Annotated in this window: 25 protein-coding genes; 21 read left to right on the top strand and 4 right to left on the bottom strand. The window is 27.4% G+C overall.

The annotated features are described in order from the left end of the window. Positions 1 to 61: 61 nt before the first annotated feature. Positions 62 to 1,168 carry a peptidoglycan DD-metalloendopeptidase family protein gene (locus tag ACH36K_RS01615; protein ID WP_411169295.1) on the top strand — a complete coding sequence of 369 codons (1,107 nt, stop codon included), beginning with the start codon at positions 62 to 64 and terminating at the stop codon, positions 1,166 to 1,168. A gap of 49 nt (positions 1,169 to 1,217) precedes the next feature. On the opposite strand, the gene ACH36K_RS01610 is transcribed toward ACH36K_RS01615, so the two are convergent. From ACH36K_RS01610 to ACH36K_RS01595, 4 genes are all read right to left on the bottom strand, one after another. Beyond that, positions 1,218 to 2,411 carry a S8 family serine peptidase gene (locus ACH36K_RS01610; protein ID WP_411169294.1) on the bottom strand — a complete coding sequence of 398 codons (1,194 nt, stop codon included), beginning with the start codon at positions 2,409 to 2,411 and terminating at the stop codon, positions 1,218 to 1,220. Between the two features lie 94 nt (positions 2,412 to 2,505). After that, entirely contained in the window at positions 2,506 to 2,937 is a 432-nt protein-coding gene (locus ACH36K_RS01605; protein ID WP_322458883.1) for a DMT family transporter, read from the bottom strand. An 80-nt stretch (positions 2,938 to 3,017) separates the two neighbouring features. Next, entirely contained in the window at positions 3,018 to 3,473 is a 456-nt protein-coding gene (locus ACH36K_RS01600; RefSeq protein ID WP_411169293.1) for a dUTP diphosphatase, read from the bottom strand. 151 nt (positions 3,474 to 3,624) lie between these two features. Beyond that, complete coding sequence (locus ACH36K_RS01595; protein WP_411169292.1) at positions 3,625 to 4,167, bottom strand: hypothetical protein; 543 nt, start codon at positions 4,165 to 4,167, stop codon at positions 3,625 to 3,627. 313 nt (positions 4,168 to 4,480) lie between these two features. On the opposite strand from ACH36K_RS01595, the gene ACH36K_RS01590 reads away from it, so the two are divergent. From ACH36K_RS01590 to ACH36K_RS01495, 20 genes are all read left to right on the top strand, one after another. Next, on the top strand, positions 4,481 to 5,740 hold the full coding sequence (locus tag ACH36K_RS01590) for a UDP-N-acetylglucosamine 1-carboxyvinyltransferase (protein ID WP_411169291.1): 1,260 nt from the start codon (positions 4,481 to 4,483) through the stop codon (positions 5,738 to 5,740). A gap of 22 nt (positions 5,741 to 5,762) precedes the next feature. Further along, on the top strand, positions 5,763 to 6,554 hold the full coding sequence (locus ACH36K_RS01585; RefSeq protein ID WP_411169290.1) for an MBL fold metallo-hydrolase: 792 nt from the start codon (positions 5,763 to 5,765) through the stop codon (positions 6,552 to 6,554). A gap of 24 nt (positions 6,555 to 6,578) precedes the next feature. Next, a complete protein-coding gene (locus ACH36K_RS01580; protein ID WP_411169289.1) occupies positions 6,579 to 6,740 on the top strand; it encodes a CxxH/CxxC protein in 162 nt (53 codons plus the stop codon). 48 nt (positions 6,741 to 6,788) lie between these two features. Beyond that, a complete protein-coding gene (locus tag ACH36K_RS01575) occupies positions 6,789 to 7,286 on the top strand; it encodes an SEC-C metal-binding domain-containing protein (protein ID WP_411169288.1) in 498 nt (165 codons plus the stop codon). 322 nt (positions 7,287 to 7,608) lie between these two features. Then, complete coding sequence (locus ACH36K_RS01570) at positions 7,609 to 7,956, top strand: YxeA family protein (RefSeq protein ID WP_411169287.1); 348 nt, start codon at positions 7,609 to 7,611, stop codon at positions 7,954 to 7,956. A gap of 136 nt (positions 7,957 to 8,092) precedes the next feature. Beyond that, the gene (locus ACH36K_RS01565; RefSeq protein WP_411169286.1) at positions 8,093 to 8,734 is read left to right on the top strand and encodes a lactate utilization protein; all 642 of its coding nucleotides are present in this window, start codon (positions 8,093 to 8,095) and stop codon (positions 8,732 to 8,734) included. Positions 8,735 to 8,850: 116 nt separating this feature from the next. Then, the gene (locus ACH36K_RS01560) at positions 8,851 to 9,534 is read left to right on the top strand and encodes an Hsp20 family protein (protein WP_411169285.1); all 684 of its coding nucleotides are present in this window, start codon (positions 8,851 to 8,853) and stop codon (positions 9,532 to 9,534) included. Between the two features lie 36 nt (positions 9,535 to 9,570). Next, positions 9,571 to 10,050: a 23S rRNA (pseudouridine(1915)-N(3))-methyltransferase RlmH gene (gene rlmH / locus ACH36K_RS01555; RefSeq protein WP_411169284.1), complete on the top strand. Its 480-nt coding sequence runs from the start codon at positions 9,571 to 9,573 to the stop codon at positions 10,048 to 10,050. Positions 10,051 to 10,239: 189 nt separating this feature from the next. Beyond that, positions 10,240 to 11,325: a DNA cytosine methyltransferase gene (locus tag ACH36K_RS01550; protein WP_411169283.1), complete on the top strand. Its 1,086-nt coding sequence runs from the start codon at positions 10,240 to 10,242 to the stop codon at positions 11,323 to 11,325. An 87-nt stretch (positions 11,326 to 11,412) separates the two neighbouring features. Further along, on the top strand, positions 11,413 to 12,237 hold the full coding sequence (locus ACH36K_RS01545; RefSeq protein ID WP_411169282.1) for a TdeIII family type II restriction endonuclease: 825 nt from the start codon (positions 11,413 to 11,415) through the stop codon (positions 12,235 to 12,237). A 148-nt stretch (positions 12,238 to 12,385) separates the two neighbouring features. Then, positions 12,386 to 14,071 carry an ATP-dependent nuclease gene (locus ACH36K_RS01540; protein WP_411169281.1) on the top strand — a complete coding sequence of 562 codons (1,686 nt, stop codon included), beginning with the start codon at positions 12,386 to 12,388 and terminating at the stop codon, positions 14,069 to 14,071. Between the two features lie 41 nt (positions 14,072 to 14,112). Further along, positions 14,113 to 14,463 (top strand): hypothetical protein, encoded by a 351-nt coding sequence (locus ACH36K_RS01535; RefSeq protein WP_411169280.1) that lies wholly within the window; start codon positions 14,113 to 14,115, stop codon positions 14,461 to 14,463. A 66-nt stretch (positions 14,464 to 14,529) separates the two neighbouring features. After that, positions 14,530 to 14,868 carry a hypothetical protein gene (locus tag ACH36K_RS01530; RefSeq protein WP_411169279.1) on the top strand — a complete coding sequence of 113 codons (339 nt, stop codon included), beginning with the start codon at positions 14,530 to 14,532 and terminating at the stop codon, positions 14,866 to 14,868. Positions 14,869 to 14,885: 17 nt separating this feature from the next. Continuing rightward, positions 14,886 to 15,197 (top strand): hypothetical protein, encoded by a 312-nt coding sequence (locus ACH36K_RS01525; RefSeq protein WP_411169278.1) that lies wholly within the window; start codon positions 14,886 to 14,888, stop codon positions 15,195 to 15,197. Positions 15,198 to 15,341: 144 nt separating this feature from the next. Beyond that, a complete protein-coding gene (locus ACH36K_RS01520; protein ID WP_411169277.1) occupies positions 15,342 to 15,650 on the top strand; it encodes a DUF960 family protein in 309 nt (102 codons plus the stop codon). Between the two features lie 12 nt (positions 15,651 to 15,662). Further along, a complete protein-coding gene (locus ACH36K_RS01515) occupies positions 15,663 to 15,797 on the top strand; it encodes a hypothetical protein (RefSeq protein ID WP_411169276.1) in 135 nt (44 codons plus the stop codon). Positions 15,798 to 16,446: 649 nt separating this feature from the next. Continuing rightward, on the top strand, positions 16,447 to 16,770 hold the full coding sequence (locus ACH36K_RS01510) for a Mor transcription activator family protein (protein WP_411169275.1): 324 nt from the start codon (positions 16,447 to 16,449) through the stop codon (positions 16,768 to 16,770). 4 nt (positions 16,771 to 16,774) lie between these two features. Beyond that, on the top strand, positions 16,775 to 17,053 hold the full coding sequence (locus tag ACH36K_RS01505) for a hypothetical protein (RefSeq protein ID WP_411169274.1): 279 nt from the start codon (positions 16,775 to 16,777) through the stop codon (positions 17,051 to 17,053). Between the two features lie 10 nt (positions 17,054 to 17,063). Beyond that, positions 17,064 to 17,930, top strand: a complete 867-nt coding sequence (locus ACH36K_RS01500; RefSeq protein WP_411169273.1) for a hypothetical protein — start codon at positions 17,064 to 17,066, stop codon at positions 17,928 to 17,930. An 851-nt stretch (positions 17,931 to 18,781) separates the two neighbouring features. After that, on the top strand, positions 18,782 to 19,174 hold the full coding sequence (locus ACH36K_RS01495; protein WP_411169272.1) for a hypothetical protein: 393 nt from the start codon (positions 18,782 to 18,784) through the stop codon (positions 19,172 to 19,174). Positions 19,175 to 19,179 lie beyond the last annotated feature (5 nt).

Raw genomic sequence — 19,179 nt, 5'->3', positions numbered from 1 at the left:
TCTAAAATTGGGAAAACTAATAGATGTGTTGCTTAACATTATTAAAATGAAAGGAGATTTTATGGATATAAAAGGAGACTCGATAAAGGTAGCTAAAAAGGCTACATTATCAATATTTGTTATAGGGCTTATTTTAAATATTAGTTTTACTAAGGTAAAGGCTCAAACAGATGAAAGCTTCAGCAATATAAATCTAAATAAGCAAACATATTCTATATCAAATAAAGTATCAAGTGGAAATAATATACTTGATAATCTAATTGTGGCTTTAACAGGAAGAATAAACGGGTATGAAGTAAGGTTAGATGATAAGATTATAGGATATACTTCAATAGAGAATGATATTAGTAATATAACAAATTTAGTTTTGGAAAAATATATAAGCGAAAAGAAGATTAAAGGAAGTTCAATAGTATCTTTTCAAATAAATGGAGATATAAAACTACAAGAAAATAAATTTGATGTAGCTTTATTACAAACAAATGAAGAACTGACTAGTGCTATATATGATTTATCAAAAGAAAATTCAAGTAACTTAAAGCTAAGTATAAAATATGTAAATGAAGATAATATAAAAATACAACCTAACACAATAATAATACCAAGTGATTCTATGTATTTAGGAGAAACAAAGGTTGAAGATGGAGAAGTAGGTCTGAAAAAGCAAGTAAAAGAAGTTACATATGAAAATGATAAACTTATAAGCACTAAAATAGTTAAGGAGGAAAAGATAAAAGAAGCAATAAGCAAAAAAGTTTATAGAGGAACTAAAAATCCATATAATTATGGAATCGCTTTTTTAAAAAGTCCAACTAGAGGAGGAGATATGACGTCTGGATATGGCGAGAGATGGAACTCTTTCCATAAAGGAATAGATATTGCAGGGAACACAGGAGATGATGTTTTAGTTGCAATGGATGGGGAAGTTATATATGCTCAATATAATGATGGTGGCTATGGTAATTTAATAATGGTTAAGCACGAAGATAATATGATTACATATTATGGACACTTAGATGGATTTTATGTTAAGGTAGGAGATAAAGTTAAAAAGGGAGCTGTAATTGGAGCAATAGGAAACACTGGATTTAGCACTGGACCGCATTTACATTTTGAACTTAGAGTAAATAATGAACCAGTAGATCCAACTAATTATATAGTTCAATAAAATATATATTAAAGAGATATAAAATGAAAGGTGCTTTTATTAGTACCTTTCATTTTATTATAGAGTTAATATTTATTTTACCATCGCCTTGATAGTTTTTAGGAATATCTAGTAACTCACATGATACCTTTAAAAGAGATGATATATCTTTGGGGGTTAAATCCGGATTGCTTTCATAAATTAAAGCACATACGCCTGATACATAAGCTGCAGCTAGGGAAGTACCACTAAAGGTTTTATATGAACTATCTAGCTTTGAAGGATATAACTTAATTCCATCTCTTTCAGAAATATAACTGGTATTAGAGTTTAAAGAAACTATATCAACGCAGGCAGCACATAAATTAGGTTTTGAGTCCTTTTTTAATGTACCAACTGATGAATAAGTATAAGGTTTAATTTTTGATGTAGAGTCATAACCTGAAACGGTTATACAATCATTGCATAAAGCAATTCCTGTAATTGACCCTTCTAAATTTTTATTACTACCACTTGGGACTATACAAGTTATGTTTTTACTATTTGCTGATAATACCATTAAATTGAAACACTTTTGGAAAAATACATTATAATGTAATAATTCAAATGGTAAACATAAGATTTTTATATTATGCTTTTCATTTTCTTCAATAATCATCTCTATTGCATTAAGTACATCAGATATAAACCCCTTTCCACTTTTATCAAAGGCTTTATAGCAATGAATATTACATTCAGGAGCAATTCCACTATACATTCCATTGGATTTTCCTCCGCTTCCAGCAATTATTCCGGCGGTACAAGTTCCATGTCCATTATCATCATAAGGATATTTTAATCCATTTATTAAATCTATAAATGTAATTATTCTATTATAAGGAGTAATTAAATCAGGATGGGGATAAACGCCAGTATCTATAATTGCAACACTAACATTTCTACCTTTAACTTTGGTTTTACTAGATATTCTAATTTTATTTGCAGTACTAACGCTCATACCACATAAAGAGAAGTATTCGTCAAAGCAAATATAATCAACCTCTGGATATTCTAGTAATCTTTGAATACCATTAGAATTTAGTCTGGCACATATTAATTGACAATGCTTTATATTACTTATAAATTCACCTTTATAAGAGGGAATTTTTTTTATTAAGCTATCATGAAATTTTTTATATTTAATAAGTACTCTATAATTATTATAGGGTTTTGATAACATACAATTTTTTAAGTTTGAATCTAATTTTTTATTAAGTGAAAACATACTATACTCCTAAAATTGATCACAATATATAGTATATTAAAAGTATGATTTTTGTTAATAGTATAATTTTCTAAAGAGTAAAAAAGAAGAGAGCTTACACTCTCCACTTAAATATAATAATTCCTAATATCATTATAGCTATTCCAATAAACTCTCTAAGATGAAAAGATATTTTTTCAACACCAAATAAACCAAAAGCATCAACAACTCCAGCAGAAGCAAGTTGTGCAACTAAAATTATAGCGATACCACATGTAGCACCCATTGCGCCAATACTTCTCATAACAGTAAAAATAATTATTACGCCAAGGACTCCACCTAGTAAATAGATTTTATTTACATCTTTTACATTCTTGAAACTTCCTTTGCCAAAAAACATTACAATAATTAATGTTACAATAAGTGCGGTTCCTTGTACTATAACGTTTGTTTCCCAGGTTCCAACTTTTTCTTCTAACTTAGTATTAAAAACACCTTGAAGTGTCATAGATATCCCCGAGATTATTGCATATAAAATTGCTAACATATAAAATCACCTCTAAGATAGTATTACACTTATGATAAAGAAATATTAAAAAACCTCCTAGAAATCTAGAAGGTTTTTTATTATCTACTAATAAATGATTCTTTAATTTTAGATTCTGAATAGCCTAAAGTAATTCCTAGACTTATAAAATCTTCAATAAGAGTCATGTAATGATCATCAGAAGGTGATATTATTAAGTCATTTAAATCTATAAAAAGATTTAAAAATTGATCACTTAAGCAATAATCATTTGGCTTTATAACAACTTCCTTAATATGATCATAGTGCCTATCAATTCCAATATTAATGATATGGTCAAAGCAATCTAAGTATTTTTCGAACAATACTGATTTATTTATTGGATTATCATTATCTATCCAATATTTATAACACTTAGTTTCATCAGCTAATGAGCTAAGTTTTGTATGTAGTTCTAGATGTTTTCTAGCCCAAATTTTATATTCACTTAGAGTACTATCAATAATGATTTGTTTGTTTTTTTCTCTTTGTGATTCAAAGAAAGCTATAATTTCCATAAATATCCCCCTGTTTTTAAGGATTTACTATAATATATTTTACAAAAAGATTTCATAAATGAAAAGTGTGGTAAACGAATACAAAAAAATAAATTTTTTATATATTATGAAAATATAAAAAAGTGCTTAAAAAATTAAGCACTTTTCAATATTAAAGATATAAATTCTTTTTTAAAGGATAACTTTTTACTAATGTTTCTCTTTTATTAGTAGAAAATTTCCATATTTCAATTCTATCAACTTTAAGAGTTTCACAATTAGATTTAAAGTTAACTTCACCATCAAACTTTTTCATATCTTTTGGAATATAATTAAGACTAGCTAAGGATATATGCATTGATGGCTCACTACTATAATTTTGTGTGTTAAATCCATATAGCTTTAAGGTATCGCTCATTAGTCTAGTAAGTCTTTTTATATACCCAACATCCTCTATTCTCATATTTAGAGTTTTGTTAGTTTCTGAAATTGAAACTTCAGTAGATAATTGAACCTTAAAATTCTTATAAGGCTTCACTATTTTATCTATAACAACATCTAATTTCTCTATATTAGGATTTTCAATTACTTCTAAAGGAATATATGGTGTTGGAGAGCTCCTATTAGCTCTAAATCTTTTAGAAAGATTTTTTTGAATAGGATTTAAATTTTTATAAGATTCATCATCAAATAATGCTACTAAGTAATATTTCATAGATTTAGCCTCTCATATTAAATTAATTTATATGTATTTAAAATTACATATAAACGTTTTTATAAATTATAACATATTACAAAAAATTAAAAAAGATATATAAAGAAAAGTTTGAATATTATAAAGGTAGTAAAAAAGGTTATTAAAAAAGAGTTTTGGAAGAAAAAACTCTATTTCCTTAAATTATTTTTATGTTATAATGAGTATTGTAAGTTTTTAAGAAAACTAAATTATTACAGAATAATGATGGATAATAGTTGAAATATTAGGAAAGATTAATAGATATATATAAATTATGATAAGGGTGAAATGGATGGAAAAGTTAGTTATAAATGGAGGAAAAGTTTTAAATGGTTCAGTTGATATAAATGGTGCTAAAAATTCAGCTGTAGCTATATTACCAGCAGCAATAATGGCTAGTGAAGGAAAGTGTTTAATAGATAATGTACCAGATATAGAAGATGTTCATTGTCTTGAAAGAATTTTAGTTAGCCTTGGATGCTCAGTAAATAAAATAGATAATAACACTTTAGAAATAGATGCAAGTGATGTAATAAGTGTAGAGGCATGTACTGATGATGTAAGAAGAATGAGAGCATCATATTATTTTATAGGAGCTTTATTATCAAGATTTAAAAAAGCAAGGGTAGAACTTCCAGGGGGATGCCCTATAGGAGTTAGACCAATAGACCAACATATAAAAGGATTTGAAGCATTAGGTGCAAAAGTAAGTATAGAGCATGGAGCTGTTACTGTAGAAGCTGAACACTTACATGGAGCAAATATATTCTTTGATGTTGTTACAGTTGGAGCAACTATAAATGTTATGATAGCAGCGACTTTAGCAGAAGGAACAACTATACTTGAAAATGTTGCAAAAGAACCGCATGTAGTAGACGTTGCAAACTTCTTAAACTCTATGGGCGCAGATATAAAAGGTGCAGGAACGGATGTAATTAGAGTAAAGGGTGTTGAAAAGTTATCAGGATGCAATTATAGTGTTATACCAGATCAAATAGAAGCAGGGACCTTTATGATTGCAGCAGCAGCAACAAAAGGTGATGTTACTATAAAAAATGTTATACCAAAGCACTTAGAATCAATTGCAGCAAAACTTACTGAAATGGGAGCAATAGTTGAAGAGGGCGATGATAGTGTTAGGGTTTATGTTGAAGGAGATTTAAAGGGAGTTAATGTAAAAACAGCTCCATATCCAGGATTTCCAACAGATGTACAGCAACCAATGTCAGCTTTATTAAGTGTTGTTCCAGGAAAAAGTTTAATAGCTGAAAGTATTTGGGAAAGTAGACATAAGCATATAGATGAATTAAAGAAAATGGGTGCAACTATAAAGGTAGAAGGTAGAACTGCTATAGTAGAGGGAATTGATAAATTAGTAGGATCTAAAGTTATAGCGACAGATCTAAGAGCTGGAGCTGCTATGGTTATAGCAGGATTAATTGCAGAAGGCGTAACCGAAATATTAGAAATAGAGCATATAGATAGAGGATATCCGCATATTGAAAATAAATTTACTGCTTTAGGAGCAGATATAGTAAGAGTAGTAGAATAGTATCTACGTGAGGGATGGAAAAATGAAGTTTTGCTCATTATATAGTGGGAGCAGTGGCAATAGCATGTTTATCGCTTCAGAAAATGCTAAGATATTAATAGATGCGGGGTTACCAGGAAAAAAAATAGATGATGCCTTAAAGAGTATAGGAGAAAATCCTAATGAGATAGATGGAATATTTGTAACTCATGAGCACTCAGATCACATAAAAGGAATAGGTGTATTATCACGTAAATATGATATTCCTATATATAGCAATGCAGATACGTGGGCGGTTATGGAAGGGAATATAGGAAAAATAAAAGAACATAATATAAGGATAATGGATAGAAGATCTACCTTATCAATAAAAGATTTAGATGTAATATCATTCAATATACCTCATGATGCAGCTGCACCAGTTGGATACACTATGCATTCTAAAGGAAAAAAAATTAGTGTTACAACGGACTTTGGAATATATACAGAAGAAATAAGAGAGAATATAAGAGACTCAGAGATTATTTTGTTAGAAAGTAATCATGATGTAAATATGTTGAAATTTGGGCCATATCCATATAACTTAAAAAGAAGAATATTAAGCGAGGTTGGTCATTTATCTAATGAGGATTGTGGCAAAGCAATTGTTGATCTAGTTAGATATAAATTACATAAAAAGATAATATTAGGTCATTTAAGTGGAACTAATAATCATCCTGATTTAGCTTTACAAACAGTTAATTCAGTACTTCATGAAAATAATATAGTCCAGCAAGAAGATATTTTCTTAACTATGGCAAGCAGGCATGCTCCAAGCAACTTAATAGAAATTTAGTTATAAGGAAGAAGATGAATTATAATGGATAGTAAAAAAATATATGCATGTGAAGTTCATATTGATGATGCAATGGATGATTTAATTAATTACGAAGAAACATTTCCTATTATAGAAGAATTAAAAGGGAATAAGTGTAGTTATTGCAATGAAGAAGCATCTTATATTGTTAAGACTAATGAATAAAAATTTATTATAATTAATATAAAAACCGTTTAAGAAGGAGAATGAGATATGAGTTTATATAAACAATGGACAGATATGGTAGTTGAATATGTTAAGACAAAAGGGGAACAAGCTTTTTGGGATGAGTATATGGAAATAGAAAAAGCTTTATACAAAGAGTTATTAGCAAAGCATAAGGAGAAGTTTACTTTTACAATAGATGAACTAGCTAATAATAACAATACAACTCCAGAATTTATTATGGGATTTATTGATGGAATAAATGATAGTCTAAAAAATACACTTGATTTAGAAGCTGTAACAGCTACTGATGAAATATCATTAGAAGTAGATTTAGAAAATTTATACTTTAATATGTTAGATGCTAAGGCAGAATATCTATACACATTACCACAATGGGAAGGAATATTCTCACCAGAAAAGAGAAAAGAAATTCAAAAGAAATATAGAGATTCTGCAATGGTAAGAAATGATAACAAAATAGGAAGAAACGACCCTTGCACATGTGGAAGTGGAAAAAAATATAAGAAGTGTTGCGGAAAATAATTTTACAAGGACCTATTAAATATAGGTCTTTTTTTATTCTTTAGGAAATCATATTTCTAATTTAATTGTAGATAATTTAATCACTTTCTTTAATTAAAGCTTATGGGCCTAAAGAATAAAAAATAGAATATAGTGCGCGTGCAAGATTTTCCTCAGGCAAGCTTCGGAAATGCACATGCGCTAAAAAAAGTCGACGGCTCCACAGTTGCCTTGGCGACTTTTTTATTACAAAAATGAAAGGTTAATGTAATTGTTATAAATATGAGTTTATGAATAAAGCATATATAATTTATTTAAAGTAAATTTTAAGGAGAGTAATAATATGAAAAAAGCAATAGGAATTGTTGTTTTTATACTAATTTTAAGTGGTGTTTTATTATTGATAAATTCTAATAAGTTAATTACATTAGGCTCAACAAAGTATTATATTAAAACAGTAAATGAATATGAGGATATAACAACTGATCCAAGATACAAAACATATGAATATAAAATAAATGGGTACGATAAGAATGGCAGCGAAAAGCTAGTTACATTTACAGCAAATAAAGTTTTAAAGAGTGACAGATATCTAATGATATATGTAAAAGATGATAAAGCAAAAAGCTATGAAGAGGTGGAAACTAGCAAATTGCCAACAAAGGTAAAAGAAATATATAATGAAAAATAAAAATGAGTAATTTAATTATTCACTTTTATTAATATATTTAAAATTTATAAGAAAAAGTTTTATATTTACAAAAGCTTTTAAAGTCAAAGTTAATTTATTATAATAAGACTATTATATAATTAATGGAGGAGCTTATATGGATAGTAATCTTAATTTGGTTAATGAGCAAAAGATAATTAAAACAATAGAAGCATTAAAATCTAATAATATGAATGGTTATTTAGTGAAAACAAAGGAAGAGTTAATATCAAAAATAGAGGAATTAGTTGCGGATAAATCTACAGTATCTTGCGGAGGATCTATGTCCTTATTTGAGTATGGAGTTATAGATCACTTAAGAAGTGGAAGGTATAAATTCTTAGATAGATATGAAGGTGGATTAACTCAAGAAAAAATCACACAAATATTTAAAGAAAGCTTTTTTGCAGATGCATATTTTGCTAGCAGTAATGCGGTAACAGAGGATGGAAAATTATATAACGTTGATGGTAATGGAAATAGAGTTGCAGCTATGCTATATGGTCCAGAAAAAGTTATTCTTTTAGTTGGAGTAAATAAGATAGTTAAGAATATAGATGAAGCTATTAAAAGAATTAGAGAAGTGGCAGCACCAGCGAATGCTAAGCGATTAAATAAACATACTCCATGTGCTAAAGTCGGATATTGTATGGATTGTAAGAGCAAAGAAAAAATATGTAGAGAGTTTACTGTTATTGCAAGCCAAAGTAAAAAAGATAGGATTCATGTAATTTTTATAAACGATAATATAGGTTATTAGATTAATTAAGCTAGTAAATTTGTAGAACACTTGAATTTACTAGCTATTTTTTGTGTCAAAAATTCTTATATAAAATAATTATATTATATAAGAATTTATAAGGCAGGAGATAAAAAATGTTTGAAATGTTCCCTTTTTTAATAAATAATATGATGAGTGGGATGTTTAGTGGAAGCATGAATAATAACAATAATAATATTGATTACAATCAGAAAAGTTTTAGTAGTGGAAATGATATAATTAGTATATTTGGTGGAACATTTAATAGTGTATTTAATCAGGTTTTCACAACATTAATCACAAATGAAGAGCTAATGAATAATATAGTAGATACAGTTTTAAATAGTGATGTTGTAGGTTCTGTTCTGGATAGCATTGAAGATGAATCAAACTTAGACTTTATAGATTATGGTGATAGATATCTAATAGAAGGAAAGCTAATAGGAATAAATAAGAAGGATATAGATATAGACTATGAAGAGGATCATATAACAATTAAAGTTAAAAAAAATAAAATTTTTAGTAATGAAAATTCAATGGTTGCAGTTTTTCAAGAGGGATCAAGTTTTCAAAAGAGTTTCTATGTACCAAATATAGAATCAAATAGAATAAAGGCTGTATATAACGCTGACGTACTTAGAATATATTTAAAGAAAAGGCCTCTAGTTGAAAAAGGAACAACAATAATTGATGTAGATAACTTTACAAATGCAGATAGCTTCATAGAAGTAGGTAATTTTAATGAGATATCTGATAAGGATAAATCTACTGAATTATATAATCAAAGATATATAGAATAAAGCAATATAACCTAGAACATATGAGGAGAGAATAATATGAATATAACAATAATTTCTGTAGGAAAGCTAAAAGAAAAATATTTAAAGCAAGCAATAGATGAATACTCTAAAAGGTTAAGTAGATACTGTAAACTAGAGATAATAGAACTTCCAGACGAGAAAACTCCAGATAATGCATCAGAAAAAGAAGAACTACAAATAAAAGATAAAGAAGGAGATCTTATATTATCAAAAATAAAAGATAATATGTTTGTGGTGGCAATGGACTTAAAGGGAGAAAACTTAACATCAGAGAAGTTTGCAGGTTTCATAGAGAACTGTGGAGTGATGGGTAATTCTAATATAGCATTTATAATTGGGGGAAGTTTGGGATTATCACAAAGTGTTATTAAAAGAGCAAATTACAAGCTTTGTTTTTCAAAAATGACTTTCCCCCATCAACTATTTAGAGTTATGCTTTTAGAGCAAATTTATAGAGCATTTAGGATAATGAAGAATGAACCGTACCATAAGTAAATGCGGTTTTTACAAAAAATAGATATTATATTTGATAGGAACTATACGGATAATTTTGGTATAGTTCCTTTAAATTCAATAGAAAATATGAATAGAACAAATGTTTGAGGGAAGAATTAAAAAAGTAGTGGACCGATTTCAAAAAAAATGTTATAATTACAACGACATAATATTTCAAGAGGTGTAAAAATGAGTAGAATTGCAATTTCATTTTTTGCAGGAGCTGGCGGATTAGATATAGGGATACATGAAGCAGGCTTTGATGTAAAATTGAGTGTAGAATTAGAAGAAAAATACTGTGTAACATTAAAACAAAATAATCCTACATTTAATGTAGTAAATGGAGATATTATGGAATACTCTAAAGAAAAAATATATCATGATGCTAATTTAAAGCATGATGATGAGGTAGATTTAATCTTTGGAGGAAGCCCATGTCAAAGTTTCAGTACGGCTGGAAAAAGAAAGGCTTTTTCTGATGAAAGAGGAATGGCTATGTTAAAATTCATAGATTTAATTGAAGAGGTAGAACCTAAAGCATTCTTATTAGAGAATGTAAAAGGATTACTTTCAGCACCATTAAAACATAGACCATTAAATGAAAGAGGAAAAGATTTTCCACCATTAGAAAAAGAAGAGCAGAATGGTAGTGCATTAGAATATCTATTAAATCAAGTTAAGGACTATGATGTTAAATATAAGGTAGTAAATTCTGCTGAGTATGGTGTTCCACAGAAAAGGGAAAGAGTAATATTTGTAGGTATAAGAAAAGATTTAAATAAAGTATATACATTTCCAGAGATAACACATGGGAAGAATACAGAAAATCCATTTAATACTGTGGGTGATGTTATAAAGAGCTTAGGAAATATAGAACATAATTATGTTAGGTATTCAGAAGAAAGATTAAAGTATATGAAGTTAATACCTTTAGGTGGAGGAAATTGGAGAGATTTAGATGAGTCTATAGTAGAAAAAGCTATGGGTGGAGCATATAAGTCAGGTGGAGGAAAAACAGGTTATTTTAGAAGAGTAAAAGCTAATGAACCAAGTCCTACATTACTAACATCTCCTATACAAAAAAGTACCAATATAGGTCATCCGTATGAAGATAGACCATTAAGTATAGAAGAGTATATAGCTATTCAAGGATTTCCTAAGGGATATAAAATAAATGGAACTATAAATGACCAATATACTCAAATAGGAAATGCAGTACCAGTAAAGGTTGCAAAAATATTAGGAAGTAAATTAATAGAAATATTAGAAAAGTAGGGGATTAATCTTCTACTTTTTTTTATCTTATTAAATAGTTTTAATGTATAATATAATTATATTGAATAATAGGGATGGGATAAATATATGAACATTGAAACTAGAAATAAAATTGAAGAACACTTAAGAGGAGTAATGAAGAGAATTGTTGAAAAAAGGACAGTTCAAGAACCGTTTAATGAAGAAGAGATAAAAAATAAAAATCCATTTGGGTATAGATTAGTACCAATAGAAGTATGGAAAGGTTCTAAATTTGAACGTTCCTTTGTTACATCTTTAGGACAAGGTATCTTTGAACAGATAGCTAAAATAATAGCAGAAGGTTCGGGAGCTATTGCAGAAAATCAATATGTAAAGACAATAAGATTAAATTCATGGCAAATAGAAAAGATAGATAATATATTAGAAAATCAAAGAAAGCAAAAAAACACTTCAAAGACTAAAGCTAAAGGGAGTACTGTAAAAGTAAAAACTGTAAGTGAGGAATTAGAATTCCTAAGAGAATTAGAAACGGACAGATACCAAGATGTTAATGTATTATTTGATTTATACATTAAGCGTGAAGATAGAACAGAAGAATACTATTCTTTAAAAACTGTAAAACCTAATTTAGACCAAACAGAAACTGCTAAAAAGGACATGTTAAGATTAATGACAGCAGAACAAAATTCAGAAGCATTTTTTGCTTTACCATATAATCCTGCTGGTGAAGGTGAGATTTATAAATCGGCACATGCAATACCATATAAGTTATTTGATATGGATAATGATAATAATGTTCTAATTGGAAAAAGTTTATGGGATAAAATAGGTGCAGATAGAAATACTTATAATGAATTATTAGATATTTTCGATAAGGTTGGAGAAGAATATATAGCCAAGATTAGAAATGAGTATTTTGGAATTAAGTAAAAAATATATATGAAAAATTAGATTAGAACTCTTACTTAGAATTTAAGTAAGAGTTTATTTTGGTAGAAAATAGTTTTTATATGGACCTTTATTATTTAGTATGATAAAATTGTTATTGTAGTATAAATATTATAGGGAGTGAGAACTAATGAAGTTATGTAAACTCATTATTAAAAATTTTAGAGGATTAAAAGGAGATAAAAATATAATAGATTTTGAGAATTCTAATATTATATTTTTAATAGGACAAAATGATATAGGAAAATCCACTTTTTTAAAAGCATATGAGTTTTTTGTTAACTCTAAGCAAAAAGCTGAAAAATCAGATTTTAATAACTATAATACTAATAATCCTATAGAAATTATAGGAGAGTTTTTAAAGGAAGATTTTGATACAGACAATACAGATTTTTCAGCAGTAGAGCCAGAGTGGATTGATAAATGGGTAAATCCTAATACAAATAAAATCATAATAAAAAAAGTATGGAATGAAGTTGATAAATCATTCAAAAAATATACATATAATCCAGATAATAAAGTTAATGATTTTGTGATAAATGGATTTGGAGGGTTAGATACTTTATTTACAAAATATGCTCCAGAACCGATATTTATTAATGCTCTAGAGACACCAGAATCATTTGAAAAAAAAGTTAATGATATAATTGAGAAGGACTACTTGAAAAAAATACAGGATAAGTTTGGAGAAGAGTATAAATTAGCCTTTGAGAAAATTAGTGATTTGCAGAAGAAAATTACAGAATCAGATGATGTTTTAAACTATAATGAAAGAATAAGTAAGAGATTTAATAATATTTTTCCAGATTTAACATTAAAAATAGAGCAGAAAGATGAAAGTGGAATAGATGTTATAAAATCATTTAAAGGGAATCATTCTGTTAACGTTAAAAAGGAAGGCGTAGATAGAATTGAAAATGTAAATCAGCATGGTCACGGAATAATAAGACAAGCGTTATTTAATTTTATAGCATTTCTAAAAAATGATACTAATACAAACAAGAAGAAATATATAATATTATTTGAAGAACCAGAACTGTTTATGCATCCAAAAGCATCAAGAGCGTTAAGAAAGGAACTATATAGTTTGGTAGAAGATAGTCCTTTTCAAATAATCTGTGCTACACATTCACCTATAATGATTGATATATCTAAACCACATTCATCGTTAGTGAGAGTAGTAAAATTGAATGATGAAACAACAGAAACTTATCAAGTTGGACATGATATATTCCAAGCTAATGAAAATAAAGATTATGTTCAGATGATAAATAGATTTAATCCATACGTTTGTGAAGCCTTTTATGTAGATGAAGTAATATTGGTAGAAGGAGATACAGAAGCTATAGTTTTTAGGCATATATTAGATAAATATTACGATGATAGAACTATATATGTATTAAATACAGGTTCTAAAAATAATATGGTATTCTATCAAAAGATATTAACTCATTTTAATATAAAGCATCATGTAGTTCATGATAGAGATGATATTTTTGATAAAAATGGGAATAATAATTCAGCATGGACTTTAAATAATACTATATGGGAGCAAATACAAAGGTCTAATAGTAGTAATTATAATGGGATTGCACGAAGATATGTACATAATAAGAATTTTGAAACTGCACATCCAGCATATAAGTTGAATATATCAAAGGGAAAACCATTAAGTGCATATGAGTATGCTAAGACATTGAAAATAGATGATAATGTACCTTGTATAAATATAATAAATGATATAATAGGAGCTCAAACAATATTACATGATAATGTTTATGTAAATTCATTAGTAGCAGTTGCATCAAATGAATAGTAAATAGTATTTAAATTAAAGGATAAATATATATAATAATAATGAATAAAAAACATGGCATTAAGAAGGGTGATATATTGAGTCAAGAGATTAAAAGAATTAGAATAACTGAATTTCTACAATGGAATGATAGAAATGGATGTTATACAGATAAAAATTGTGATTTAGAAGATATACCAAGAATGAACTATGAGGATTCAGTTAAGTATTTCTTTGGAGTGATTAATGATGATTTTTACTATAGTATAACGGACAATATTTTTGAGTTATCTTATGATGAAGTAATTAAACTTGCTAAAGAGAATAACTTATATGATTCAACATATGAAAAATTAAATCTATTAACAAATAATGATAAGCCAACAATAGAATTTTATAAGAGCTTAATTTAGTAGAACTCTTACTTGTATTAAATATACAGGTAAGAGTTTTTTATATTTAGAAGGGAGAAATAAATAATGAAAAAGGTTTATAAAGAAAGTCAATTAATTGAATTTAATAATTTACGAGTAGAGGTTATTGAAAGTATAAGAGGAACAATTTCTATACTCAATGAGAATTATGGATATGAAAGAGATATTGATAATGATTTAGGTGGGTATGTACTTATAGTAGAAAATATCGTAGATATCGAAATATTGAAACAAGATAAATTGAAAGGAGTATTACCAGAATATACTGATGTAATTAAATGTAGTGAAGGAGTTAATTGGACTTCTTCCTTATTTTTGATTTCAAGTGATTATGCAATTGTAGTAGTAACAACAGAAGAACTTTCTAAGTTCCTATTAGAATAAATGGAGGTTAATTTAATGTGAATAAGAAGAATTTAAAAGAAGAGAAGATAATCAAGGAAACTAAGTATTGTAAGATAATAAATCAAGGCAAAGTTGGAGATGATGAATACACATATACAATAGAAAAGATATATATCAAGGAGCTAAAAAGAAATGAGGTAAGGTTTTGTGTATATAAAGCAACTAGAAGAGGTGATGAGACTTATATTCCAAGAAGCCTTGATGTAACGGAATTAGAATTAATAGACCTAATAAAAGAATCAATAAAGAATAAAGTATTTTCAGAGGAATTTATAACAATGTTAAAACAAGAAATAAGTAAGGTATAAAGCCTTAGTTGCTATTGATGTAGTGATTAAGGCTTTTACTATTTTAAGGAGGTAAAAGGGTAATGAAAAGAATTTTATGTGTAGGTGTAATAAGAAATGGAAAGATGACTATAAAAACTTGTAATGATAAGGAGAGAAAAGGGAATGTTTAAGAAAAATAACAGATTTATTACTAGAGGAATTAATGAGGAAGTAGATATAAGATTACAGCTAATTATGTGGAGTATGATTGATAAGTTAAGAGATGAAGGAGTTGTTGAATTAGACCACTTACAGGTTTTTAAGATAAGAAAACAAGGAAGCAAGATAATAATTGAACAGAGTCAAGAAGTTCCAGAGTATAAAGAAATATACTCAATAGAATTAGAAGATGTTGAATTAGTTAGTGAAAAGAAAATCTATGTAATAGATAGTGGAGACTATTCAACAATGATTCTTCCAGAAGAATATTAGGAGGTTTAACCAATGATTAAATTAAGTAAAGAAGCTTCAATATACATTAATTTAGAAGTTGATAAGTACGTAATAAAAGATAGTTATTCAGATATGTATACTCACTTTAAAGGAGGTAGGATAGATGGATGCTCTAACCATAATTAAAATTGTTGGTACTATACTCACAGTTGTGGCAACATCAATAGAATCAATAAATAATGATAAGAAGTCTTGATAGATGATAAAATCACTTAAAAATAAAAAAGTTAAAAAAATAAAACATATAAATAATGGAACTTGGAGATAGGAACTCGGGACTAGAACAGAGTAACGGGGGGATAGGGGGGCATAAGGACTTAGATAAAAATAAGAATTGAAATAGATAAAAAAATATATTTCAATTAAAAATAATAATAAAGATAAATTGATAAATAAGAAGTAATGAATACTAAATAACCAATTAATATAATATAACTAATCAAGGAATGTAATAAAATCATTCAATAAAATAAATAGTTGGAAATAAAGTACATCAATTAAGATAAATATATCAAAAAACAACAATAACACATCAGAAAACAGAGATTTCACAAAATGTGAATAAGAGTAGCATTAAAGTTGAAAAGTCGCGAATAAAGGCTAAATTAACTGTTTTTACTGATAAGTTCAAATATATATTATAAATTCGATTAAAGAGTTAATGTTTCTAATGAAAGAAGCATTAACTCTTTTTTTAATTAAACAAGTGATTTTCTCTTGTAAAATCACTTGTTTTTTCAATCTTATGAAAACTTTCTAAAGGAGGTAATATTTAATGGGAATAGTAAAGGAGTTGGTGGAAAAGGAATGTATGAGTAGAAAGAGTGAAAGTTACAGAGGTATCTACAAAGATATGGTTGAGGTTTTAGGGCATGATATAACTTTAAAAGTATATGAAAATTATAAGGGTCAGCAGATAACATTTCCAATGAGATTGTACTCAGATAAATATATAATTGAATATTTAAAAAAACACTATGATGGAAAGAACCTAAAGCAAATATCAAGAAAGTTAGGATACACTTGTAATTGGCTACAAAAGGTAATAAATAAAAATGGAATTAAACAAAGCTTGAAAGTAAAAGAAGTGGAGGAATAGGGATATGGGGAATTTTATATGGATAGTTATTCTTATACTAGGGACCATAGTATCCATAGGAGTATACTCAAAATTAGATATACCATATATGGGATGTAGTGGAATGATTGCTATATGGGCGGGTTCTGTATTTGTAGTAGGTTCAATAGTAACAATATTAGGTGAGTTGATGGGAGGAGTATTTTCATTAATATGGTTTTTAATAAGACTAGCTTTGATAATAGGAGTAATTGGTTCTATAGGATACTATCTATATAATAAATTTAAAGCTAATAAGGAGTAGATGAAAAATTATGAAGGGAAAGATGTCAATAATAGCATCACTAATGATGGTATTATTGTTGGTTGGATGTGGAAATAGTATTATAAAAAAATCTATTGAACAAGCTAAGGTTGCAATAGAGAATAAAGAATACGCCAAGGCTTTAATATCATTAGAATTAGCTTTAGATGAGGATAAGGATAATAAAGAAGCTAAAAATTTATATTCAATAGTAGAAGGATACCAACAAGCTAAGAAATTAGTTGATGAGAATAAGATAGATGAAGCTAAGAAAATTGTAGACGATATAGATAGTGGTTATAGTAATTATGCTATAAAAGAAGATATAGATAAATTAAAGAGTCAAATTGATAGTCATTTAAAAGAGGTAGAAAATGTCTCATTAGTATTAAGTGAAGCAGAAAGTTTATTTAATAATAAAAAATATGCTGAATGTAAAGTATATTTATATAATAATATTCTAGGATCGAAAGGAGATAGTATTGAGCCTAATAAGTATGCAACAGAAGAACAGAAAGCAAAAGCAGAGGAACTAGCTAAGAGTAGTGAGGAAGCAATAGCAGAAATAGAAGCAAATAGAATTGCAGAAGAAAGTAAAAAACAAGAAGAAGCAAGAAAAGTAGAGGAAGAGAAAAGTAAACAGAATACTAATAACTTTACTAAAGAACAAGCAATATCATATGTAGTTAAAATATATGGTAATGCAGAAGCAGGACATGAATATAGGATATCATCTAATATGAAGAATAATGGTAAAAATTATTATGAAGTATATTATGGTGTGAAAAATAGTCCTAACTCTCCAGGAGCAGATTATTATGGATATTATGTATATGAAGATGGAACTGTTAAGAAGTTTTTAGATAATTTAAATTAAAGATAAATATAGTAAGTCTTAATCTATTTTAGAATAGATTAAGGCTTTATTTTTTTTTATAAGACAGTATAAAGTAAACGAATTAATAGAAAGAATAAAATTTAGTTAATATTTAATGAAAATTAATTGTAGCTTTTAAAAAAAGCTTAACCATCTTAAAAAAGTTGAATCATAAAATGAAACGAGGGTTATAATATAACTAGAGTTGTATAGAATAACCATAAATTGAAGTCTATTAAAATTGATTTATGGAGTTGATATATATGAGTGAAGAATTAATAAAGACATTAATAAATGAGTATAGGGAAATTGAAAAAGAATTATATGTAGGTATTGATTTATTATAAAATTTTTTGTAGTAAATAGTTTATAGGGATAGTAGTTAGTTTTGTGTGAAAACAAAACTAACTACTGCCCTCTTTTTTATTAAACCTTTTAATATTCTAAATTTTTTGACTGTGTCTGATAAGGAATTATTTCCTTTCAATATATACTTTATTACTTCAAATTTAATTTTTATTGAGAATTTAGTCATAAAAAATATATATCCAAATGTTAATTCTTTATTTCAATAGATAACGGCAAACTTCTTTCTTGATATTTTCTAATCAATAATGAAAAAAATACTACAATATAATTGGAAAATCCACAAAAACAAATATGATTTAAAGGTTAAAATTATTTAAATTTGTAGGATATTATTAAAAAATCTTATATACTAGCATTATTTAGAGTTAAACAAAAAATAACACATACATAGTATTACATTTTTTGCTTAGTTTATATGATAATATTATGTAGACAAGCTTGTTTGATAAAATAAAAAAATATTTAAAGGGAGATGAGTTTTTATGAAAAAAAAGTTAATTGCAGTTGTATGTTTAGTATGTCTTTCAATACCAGTAGTTGCAAGTGCAGGTACAACAGGAGACTCTAAAAAAATAGATGATTATCACCAAATTACGGGTCAATTAAGCACTGCTTCAGGAAGTGCATCCGCAGGAACTGCTTTTGAAGGAATAAGGGGTCACAATCCTTGTAATGATGGTCTATATGTATATGCAGAAGCTGTTGATAAAAACGGTAACAAACTTACTGGTAAAGAAAATTATAACTGGAATGCAGGTATAAATCTAACCACTGCAGATACATCTGTATATCATAATAGTGCATCTTATTTCAATAGTAGACACACAACAGCTACTAATAGTTCTAGTCTGTATTTGCGATTATCAAGAGATTAAATTAA

The sequence above is a fragment of the Clostridium sp. MB05 genome (assembly GCF_046581255.1).
GTDB lineage: Bacteria > Bacillota > Clostridia > Clostridiales > Clostridiaceae > Clostridium.
This window is presented reverse-complemented; position numbering and strand designations above follow the sequence as displayed.

Excerpts from the sequence above, each read along its gene's own strand:
- ACH36K_RS01615 (WP_411169295.1), top strand. The coding sequence starts at position 62 with ATGGATATAAAAGGAGACTCGATAAAGGTAGCTAAAAAGGCTACATTA.
- ACH36K_RS01610 (WP_411169294.1), bottom strand. The coding sequence starts at position 2,411 with ATGTTTTCACTTAATAAAAAATTAGATTCAAACTTAAAAAATTGTATG.
- ACH36K_RS01605 (WP_322458883.1), bottom strand. The coding sequence starts at position 2,937 with ATGTTAGCAATTTTATATGCAATAATCTCGGGGATATCTATGACACTT.
- ACH36K_RS01600 (WP_411169293.1), bottom strand. The coding sequence starts at position 3,473 with ATGGAAATTATAGCTTTCTTTGAATCACAAAGAGAAAAAAACAAACAA.
- ACH36K_RS01595 (WP_411169292.1), bottom strand. The coding sequence starts at position 4,167 with ATGAAATATTACTTAGTAGCATTATTTGATGATGAATCTTATAAAAAT.
- ACH36K_RS01590 (WP_411169291.1), top strand. The coding sequence starts at position 4,481 with ATGGAAAAGTTAGTTATAAATGGAGGAAAAGTTTTAAATGGTTCAGTT.
- ACH36K_RS01585 (WP_411169290.1), top strand. The coding sequence starts at position 5,763 with ATGAAGTTTTGCTCATTATATAGTGGGAGCAGTGGCAATAGCATGTTT.
- ACH36K_RS01580 (WP_411169289.1), top strand. The coding sequence starts at position 6,579 with ATGGATAGTAAAAAAATATATGCATGTGAAGTTCATATTGATGATGCA.
- ACH36K_RS01575 (WP_411169288.1), top strand. The coding sequence starts at position 6,789 with ATGAGTTTATATAAACAATGGACAGATATGGTAGTTGAATATGTTAAG.
- ACH36K_RS01570 (WP_411169287.1), top strand. The coding sequence starts at position 7,609 with ATGAAAAAAGCAATAGGAATTGTTGTTTTTATACTAATTTTAAGTGGT.
- ACH36K_RS01565 (WP_411169286.1), top strand. The coding sequence starts at position 8,093 with ATGGATAGTAATCTTAATTTGGTTAATGAGCAAAAGATAATTAAAACA.
- ACH36K_RS01560 (WP_411169285.1), top strand. The coding sequence starts at position 8,851 with ATGTTTGAAATGTTCCCTTTTTTAATAAATAATATGATGAGTGGGATG.
- rlmH (WP_411169284.1), top strand. The coding sequence starts at position 9,571 with ATGAATATAACAATAATTTCTGTAGGAAAGCTAAAAGAAAAATATTTA.
- ACH36K_RS01550 (WP_411169283.1), top strand. The coding sequence starts at position 10,240 with ATGAGTAGAATTGCAATTTCATTTTTTGCAGGAGCTGGCGGATTAGAT.
- ACH36K_RS01545 (WP_411169282.1), top strand. The coding sequence starts at position 11,413 with ATGAACATTGAAACTAGAAATAAAATTGAAGAACACTTAAGAGGAGTA.
- ACH36K_RS01540 (WP_411169281.1), top strand. The coding sequence starts at position 12,386 with ATGAAGTTATGTAAACTCATTATTAAAAATTTTAGAGGATTAAAAGGA.
- ACH36K_RS01535 (WP_411169280.1), top strand. The coding sequence starts at position 14,113 with ATGAATAAAAAACATGGCATTAAGAAGGGTGATATATTGAGTCAAGAG.
- ACH36K_RS01530 (WP_411169279.1), top strand. The coding sequence starts at position 14,530 with ATGAAAAAGGTTTATAAAGAAAGTCAATTAATTGAATTTAATAATTTA.
- ACH36K_RS01520 (WP_411169277.1), top strand. The coding sequence starts at position 15,342 with ATGTTTAAGAAAAATAACAGATTTATTACTAGAGGAATTAATGAGGAA.
- ACH36K_RS01515 (WP_411169276.1), top strand. The coding sequence starts at position 15,663 with ATGATTAAATTAAGTAAAGAAGCTTCAATATACATTAATTTAGAAGTT.
- ACH36K_RS01510 (WP_411169275.1), top strand. The coding sequence starts at position 16,447 with ATGGGAATAGTAAAGGAGTTGGTGGAAAAGGAATGTATGAGTAGAAAG.
- ACH36K_RS01505 (WP_411169274.1), top strand. The coding sequence starts at position 16,775 with ATGGGGAATTTTATATGGATAGTTATTCTTATACTAGGGACCATAGTA.
- ACH36K_RS01500 (WP_411169273.1), top strand. The coding sequence starts at position 17,064 with ATGAAGGGAAAGATGTCAATAATAGCATCACTAATGATGGTATTATTG.
- ACH36K_RS01495 (WP_411169272.1), top strand. The coding sequence starts at position 18,782 with ATGAAAAAAAAGTTAATTGCAGTTGTATGTTTAGTATGTCTTTCAATA.